Annotated in this window: 8 protein-coding genes and 1 tRNA gene; 5 read left to right on the top strand and 4 right to left on the bottom strand. The window is 62.7% G+C overall.

The features are described 5' to 3' along the window. Nucleotides 1-40 precede the first annotated feature (40 nt). Nucleotides 41-1,435 carry an amidohydrolase gene (locus JQ46_RS00965; protein ID WP_034984637.1) on the top strand — a complete coding sequence of 465 codons (1,395 nt, stop codon included), beginning with the start codon at nt 41-43 and terminating at the stop codon, nt 1,433-1,435. Nucleotides 1,436-1,438: 3 nt separating this feature from the next. Here the strand turns inward: JQ46_RS00965 and JQ46_RS00970 are convergent, their stop codons facing one another. Both JQ46_RS00970 and JQ46_RS00975 read right to left on the bottom strand, forming a co-directional pair. Continuing rightward, entirely contained in the window at nt 1,439-1,804 is a 366-nt protein-coding gene (locus JQ46_RS00970; RefSeq protein ID WP_034984638.1) for a DUF3817 domain-containing protein, read from the bottom strand. 3 nt (nt 1,805-1,807) lie between these two features. After that, nucleotides 1,808-2,251 (bottom strand): hypothetical protein, encoded by a 444-nt coding sequence (locus JQ46_RS00975; protein ID WP_034984640.1) that lies wholly within the window; start codon nt 2,249-2,251, stop codon nt 1,808-1,810. 101 nt (nt 2,252-2,352) lie between these two features. Between JQ46_RS00975 and JQ46_RS00980 the strand changes: the two genes are divergently transcribed. Next, nucleotides 2,353-2,434, top strand: a tRNA-Leu gene (locus JQ46_RS00980). A 71-nt stretch (nt 2,435-2,505) separates the two neighbouring features. Here JQ46_RS00980 and bcp read toward each other — a convergent pair. After that, nucleotides 2,506-2,997 (bottom strand): thioredoxin-dependent thiol peroxidase, encoded by a 492-nt coding sequence (bcp, locus tag JQ46_RS00985; protein ID WP_034984641.1) that lies wholly within the window; start codon nt 2,995-2,997, stop codon nt 2,506-2,508. 166 nt (nt 2,998-3,163) lie between these two features. Here bcp and JQ46_RS00990 point away from each other — a divergent pair, with 166 nt between their 5' ends. Together JQ46_RS00990 and JQ46_RS00995 are read left to right on the top strand one after the other, a co-directional pair. Further along, nucleotides 3,164-3,442, top strand: a complete 279-nt coding sequence (locus JQ46_RS00990; protein ID WP_011273177.1) for a DUF3618 domain-containing protein — start codon at nt 3,164-3,166, stop codon at nt 3,440-3,442. Between the two features lie 10 nt (nt 3,443-3,452). Further along, the gene (locus tag JQ46_RS00995) at nt 3,453-4,658 is read left to right on the top strand and encodes an AbrB family transcriptional regulator (protein ID WP_051876181.1); all 1,206 of its coding nucleotides are present in this window, start codon (nt 3,453-3,455) and stop codon (nt 4,656-4,658) included. A gap of 79 nt (nt 4,659-4,737) precedes the next feature. On the opposite strand, the gene JQ46_RS01000 is transcribed toward JQ46_RS00995, so the two are convergent. Then, nucleotides 4,738-5,760, bottom strand: a complete 1,023-nt coding sequence (locus JQ46_RS01000) for an LLM class flavin-dependent oxidoreductase (RefSeq protein ID WP_051876182.1) — start codon at nt 5,758-5,760, stop codon at nt 4,738-4,740. 630 nt (nt 5,761-6,390) lie between these two features. Here JQ46_RS01000 and JQ46_RS10880 point away from each other — a divergent pair. Next, a partial coding sequence (locus tag JQ46_RS10880; protein ID WP_080719467.1) for an IS1/IS1595 family N-terminal zinc-binding domain-containing protein occupies nt 6,391-6,614 on the top strand: 224 nt, incomplete at its 3' end.

Consider the following 6,614-nt stretch of genomic DNA (forward strand, 5'->3'; position numbering starts at 1 on the left):
ATAACCCGCAGAACGACAAACAAGTGAAAGGATCCCCCGCGTGACCGCCCCCGGCACAGACAGCGACCAGGCCACTTTTAGCCCCACAAGCCCCAGCGGCATCGTGGCCGGATCGCAGGCCGACCTCAGCTGGATGGAGGACGTGTACAAGTTCTTCCACCAGCACCCCGAACTCTCGGGGGCGGAGGAAGTCACCGCGCAGCGGATCGCCAAGGAGCTGGAGAACTTCCCGGACTGGGAAGTCACCACGAACATCGGCGGTTATGGCATCACCGCCGTGTTGGAAAACGGCGACGGGCCGACAGTGCTGATGCGCGCCGACTTCGACGGCCTGCCCGTCGCGGAGAAAACCGGCGTGGACTACGCCTCTACCTACTCGCAGCTCAACGCATCCGGTGAGCGTGTGGCAACGATGCACGCCTGCGGCCACGACCAGCACACCACCAGCCTGCTGGGAGCCATGCGCATCCTGACCGAAGAGCGCGCCCGCTGGACCGGCACGGTGGTGGCACTGTTCCAGCCGGCCGAAGAGGCGTCCATCGGCGCGCACAAGATGGTCTCCGACGGTTTGGGCGGCATCATTCCCCGACCCGACGTCTGCCTGGCGCAACACATCGTCGCCGGACCGGCGGGCCAGGTGTACTCCGCGCCCGGCCCGGTGATGACGTCCTCCACCACCATTGAAATCACCCTCCACGGCCGTGGCGCGCACGCCTCCATGCCTCACCGCTCCGTCGACCCGGTGGTGCTGGCGGCCTCGACGGTGATGAAGCTGCAGACCATCGTCTCCCGCGAAGTCCCGCCGAATAAGTTCGCGGTGATTACCGTCGCTTCGGTGGAGGCCGGCAAGGCGAACAACGTGATCCCGGACTCCGCGAAGATCTCCCTATCCTGCCGCTTCTACGACGAAGAACTGCGCCAGAAGTGCGTGGATGCCATCAAGCGCGTGGTACGCGCCGAGGCGTTGGCCGCGGGCGCCGATCGCGAGCCGGACTTCAAGTTCGTTGGTTTGCTGGGCGCTACCGACAACGCCCCGGAGGCCTACGACGTTGTCCGCCCCCACTTCGATCACACCTTCGGCGAGGACTCCCTAGAGATGGAGCCCTGGACCGCCTCCGAGGACTTCTCCGTGATCCCGAAGTCCTTCGGCTGCCCCTACATGCTCTGGACCATCGGCATTACCCCGCGCCGCCAGTGGCAGCGCGCCGAATCCGCCGGGCGGTTGGACATCGACATCCCCACCAACCACAACCCGGGCTTCCTGCCGGACCTTTCAACCCTGCAGGTCTCCACGCGCGCGGCGGCCGTAGCGATTCTGGCCTGCCTGCAGTCCACCTGGGAGAAGCCGGAAGCCGAACCGCACGCGATGGGTGCGCCCGTGCCGACCGACGAGGAGATCGACGCTGTCGCCGTCGAAACCTCGCTGGTCGAGTAGCCGCTAGTCCAGCTGGAAGGCGGCCTTAACCTCGTCGCGGCGCTTCTTTTCCACCACGAAGCTCAAGAAAGGCACCACACCCGCCAGCATCGTGGTGACCCACTTCGACGGCTCCCAGCGTGCCTTCGTGCCCAGATCCAGGCAGGAAATCACGTACACCATAAACACCAACCCGTGCGCCGGTCCGATGTAGCTAAACCACTCCGGCGCATTCTCGCTGCCGAGGATCAGATATTTAACAATCATCTCCACCACCAGAATCAGCAGCCAAATACCCGTAACCACTGCCGCCACGGAGTAAAACCTCAGCGACTTCGCCACGCGCGCCCGGCGCTCCGGGTGGATAGCAGGGGTCTGCTCGTTGGTCATTGCTTAGTGCCCTTTCTGGTCGTTGTTCTTGCGCTCGTTATTTTTGGACGCCCTCATGCGCGCCCGCTCGCGCCTATCATCTACCCAAATATCCTCAGTCTCTTCGGCATGATCTTCGGACTGCAGGAAGTCTTCCGGAACCTCGGTGATTTCATCGGCCGGCAGGGTAGGGGCTGCTGGGGCTTCGTCTCCCAGTAGACGCTCCTTTTCGTACTGGATGTACTTGCGGTACGCCACAACGAAGAAGATGCCGAAGATCGGCCACTGGATGGCATAGCCCAGGTTCTGGAAGCTACCGCCGTTGGACTGCCAACGATCCCACTGCCACCACGCCAGCAGGAGGGTGGCAATGACCGCCAGGATTAGGAAGATGATTTGGATGATGCGAACGCGCAGCGGAAACGGGTGGGCAGGTGCCTTACCGTCATTGTCTGAGTGTTCGTTCACACTGCAACATTCTACCTGTACTGCCTTTTACGCCTAATTTCTTTTCACGCCAGATCGCTTGCTAGCATGAAGGGGGAAACGCGGTTGTCCGCGTTCTTTTTGCGCCTGTGGCGGAATTGGCAGACGCGCTGGATTTAGGTTCCAGTGTCTTATGACGTGGGAGTTCAAGTCTCCCCAGGCGCACGACTTTTTCAGCCCCGCCTGTGTTGCGGGGGCTGTGTGCTGTGTAGCGCGTGTAGGCGCAGGCGCGGGCGCTACAGCTCCTTGGCGATGCGCGCGACGTGCCCGGTGGCCTTCACGTTGTATTTCGCTACGGCGATCTTGCCTTCCTCGTCAATAACGAACGTGGAGCGGATCACGCCCTGGACGATCTTCCCGTAGTTCTTCTTCTCTCCGAATGCGCCGTAGCTTTCCATGACGGACTTGTCGGCGTCCGAAAGAAGGGGGAAGGTCAGCTCGTACTTATCGCGGAACTTTTCCAGAGCTTCCACCTTGTCGGGGGAGATACCGACCACGTCCACGCCCTGATCGTTGAGCTCGGTGAGGGAATCGCGGAAATCGCAGGCCTCGGTGGTGCAACCTGGAGTATCAGCCTTGGGGTAGAAGTACACGATGACCTTGCGGCCCGCGTAGTCCGCCAGGCTCACGTTCTTGCCGGAATCGCTTGGCAGGGTGAACTCCGGTGCCTTGTCGCCGACCTCGAGTCGGATGGGCTGGTTTGCGGTGGTGTTGCTGTTATCAGTCATGCAACCCACCCTAGCGAAAGCGCCGGCACGCAAGCTTGCGGGAGCCGACGCACCACAGTGCACGCACATGCACGGGCGCCAATACACCCTAGCGAAAGCGCCAACGGGTGCGATCATTTACAATGTTCAGGTAGCACTTAAACGTTCGAATAAGGGAGAAACTTCCGTGGCCCGTAGCATCGATGCCATCCAGCGCGACATTGAACGCACCCGCAACCAGCTGGGACGGACGCTGGAGGAGCTGTCCGTCCGTGCGGATCCGAAGAACCTGGCGGATGACGCTCGCGGCCAGGCCGTGAACACCCTCAAGGAGCCGAAGGTACAGATGGTCATCGGCGGTGTAGTCGCCGGTGTTGTCCTGCTGACCGCCCTGGCCGTTGGCTCCAAGCGCAAGGAAAAGAAGCAGATCAAGGAAATCCAGCGCCTGCTGGCCGCAACCCGCTAAGCGGGTAGCGTTGCCCGACTCAGACTCACTGCCTGGCGAAACTGTACGCAGCGCCAGGCCGGGCGGGTTCACACTACCCAGCCCCGCGAAGCTGGCCACGCTGGCTCTGCTGACCGCACTGTCGATCGCCGCAGGTTTCGCCTGCGAAGCGGTGGGCGTACCCGCTGCCTGGATCTTTTCCTTCCTGATCGTCTTCGGCGTCTACGCCATCTTCAGCGACCGCCAGGTCAGCCCGCCTAAAAAGGCGATGATCCCTTCCCAGGTGATCATCGCCCTTTTGTGTTCCTCGCCCCTGACCACCATCGATTTCGGCACCATCGTTTCCTATGCCGGGCCGACGGCAATGTCGCTGATCGTCACGCTGGCTGTCTGCCTATTGGCCTCCTGGCTGCTGGTGCGCATCCACCGGGTTGGCCCGGCCACGTCGGTGCTGGCCACCCTCGCGGGCGGCGCCAGCGCGATGGTGATGCTCTCCCGGGAGCTCAATGCGGACACGCGCTTTGTCACCCTTACCCAGTACCTGCGCGTATCCATCATCGTCTTGACACTTCCCGGGCTGGTCACGCTACTCGGCCGCGTTGAGGGAGACGAGGCAGATGCGGCCGAAGGGGCGTCAACAGGAAAAGAAAGCCTCCTCGACGGCCTGCAGACGAACTGGCAGGGCATAGTAGGCGCGGTGGTCGTGGGGGTGGCCGTGTGGACGTTTACGCGGCTGACGGCGCGGTGGTTCAGCATCAGCTCGCCGTACCTGCTGCTGAGCATCGCGTTCGCCATGATCGGCGTGATGCTGTTCGGCGTGCCGCACGAGTTCATCGCGCCGAACGGGCTGCTGGAAAAGCTGGCCTACGCACTGGTCGGCGTGCAGGCCGGCGGTACCCTGACGAAGGGCGCGCTGCGGCAATTCGTGAAGGCCCTGCCCGTGATCCTGGGCGTGATCGCCCTGATGATCGCCAGCTCTATCGGCACGGCCTTCGCCATCGCTGGCCTATGGGACTTTAAGGTTCTGGACGCCTACCTGGCCACCGTGCCGGGTGGCATCTACGCCGTTCTCGCATTTGCGCACGACGCTGGCAGCCAGCCGATTGTCACGGTCATTCAAGTGATGCGCATGATTGCCATGCTGGTGGTGGGCGCTTACGCGCCGCAGATCATCCGGTGGGTGTTCGGCGCGGGCGCGGCCGACGGGCGGCCGGAGCCGCGCGAAACGCAGCGCTAGCGGGTTGTGTTAGGGGGAGCTGGCGCTGTGGCCCGCGCACACCGGGAGCGCTAGGGGAGCGAGCCTGATGGCCTAGTGGTTAGCGCTGGGCGGGGGAGAGTGAGGCGGCGTCCGCAAGAATCTTCATCGACCGCAGTGACTCAGCCGTCGACGGCGACTGCAGAGACACCATGAGCTCATCGGCTTGAGCGTGCGTACGGAACTCTTCGAGGTAACGGCGGACAACATCGCTTGTGCCGACGGCGGAGTAGCGCAGCATATCCAGGATCTGCTGGCCGGCGGGGGAATCGATGAGCATGTCCAGCTCCTCCTCCGTCAGGCTGCGGCCGCGGCCGGCCATAACGCGCACGCGGGTGCGGCAGACCTGGCGGAACTGCTCGTCGGCTTCCTCCTGCGTGTCGGCGGCGGTGACGTTGACCGCGGCGATGACGTAGGGCTCCGGGTGGGCTTCCGAGGGCTGGTAATTATCGCGGTACACCTGCACCGCCTGTGTGAGGGCGGCGGGCGCGAAGTGGCTGGCGAAGCTATACGGCAGGCCCAGGTGCGCGGCCAGCTGCGCGCCGAACAGAGAGGAGCCCAGGATGTACAGAGGTACATTGGTGCCCATGCCCGGTACGGCCTCCACGCCGGGGATCTTCGACGGGCCGTTGAGGTAGCCGTAGAGCTCGGCGACATCCTGCGGGAAGGTCTCCGCGGCGGAAGGTTCGCGGCGCAGGGCGCGCAAAGTCATCTGGTCGGTGCCGGGCGCGCGGCCGAGGCCCAGGTCAATGCGGCCGGGGTGTAGTTCCGCAAGGGTGCCGAACTGCTCGGCGATGACCAGCGGGGCGTGGTTCGGGAGCATGACGCCACCCGCGCCCAGGTTGATAGTGGAAGTCTTCGCTGCGATGTGAGCGATCAGGACCGCGGGGGCGGAGCTGGCGATGGACTTCATGTTGTGGTGCTCGGAATACCAGATGCGCTCGAATCCTAGCTTTTCGGCCTGCTGGGCCCACTGGACGGAGCGGTCGAAGGCGTCCGCGGGGCGCTCGCCCTTGTATACAGTGGCGAAGTCGAGAAGGCTCAGCGGGGCTAGGGAGTTGTCGTGTGCCGTCGTGTCCGTCATGGTGGTGTTGATGCCTCCTGGTTGGGGTTTGCGGGCTCGCACTGCTTTCGGCGTTGAGCCTAACCGCAGGGCGGCTTTCACTGCTTTCGGCGCTGCGTGACTTACGTTGTCTGTGCGCTTGCGTTCCTAACTAACGACAACCGCTCTGACAGGGCGGATATTCCCGCTGGGTGGGGGATGTTCCCCTAGTGGTGGGGCGGGGATTGGCTGGCGGAGTAGGTGGCGGGAGGGCAGGTGGCGCCCTGCGTGCCAATTCCGGCGGAAACTACCCCGCAGCGGCCGACGACCGCCTGGCAAAAGAGGGCAAATGTCCCAAATCTTCCACTCTACTTTTATAACTATTATGTTTGTGCTGGTCAGGGGCTTTTGATGGAACCGTCAAATCAACGAAAAGTTCGAAACTGGAAGATTTGGGACATTCAGCTCTTGCGCTTTCCGTCTGTGGTGCGTTTCCCGAAAGCTGTGCGAGGGCGCGGCCGGGTTAAGTAAAGAAAAGTGTGTCCGCATGCCACCATAACCCCAGACCACACACCACAAATCACCAAAGAATAGCTCCCCGAAAGCTATTACCCACACCATCCCGCACCTCCGGCCACATTTGTGCTAACCGCACACCGGTTGGATTAAAGGATGACCACCAACCGCCCCAGCTGCCCACTATGCGGCAACAACACAAAGAAAAACGGCACCACCAGCAAATCAACCACCCGTTGGCGCTGCACCCACTGCGGACACTCCTTTACCCGCAACACCCAAACCCACAACAAAAATACCGCCACCATGGCTTTGTTCATCCAATGGGCCACCGGCACCCAATCTCTAACCACCTTCGCCGCACACCATGGCGTAACCAG

Source organism: Corynebacterium jeikeium (assembly GCF_000738175.1).
Taxonomy (GTDB): Bacteria; Actinomycetota; Actinomycetes; order Mycobacteriales; family Mycobacteriaceae; genus Corynebacterium; species Corynebacterium jeikeium_C.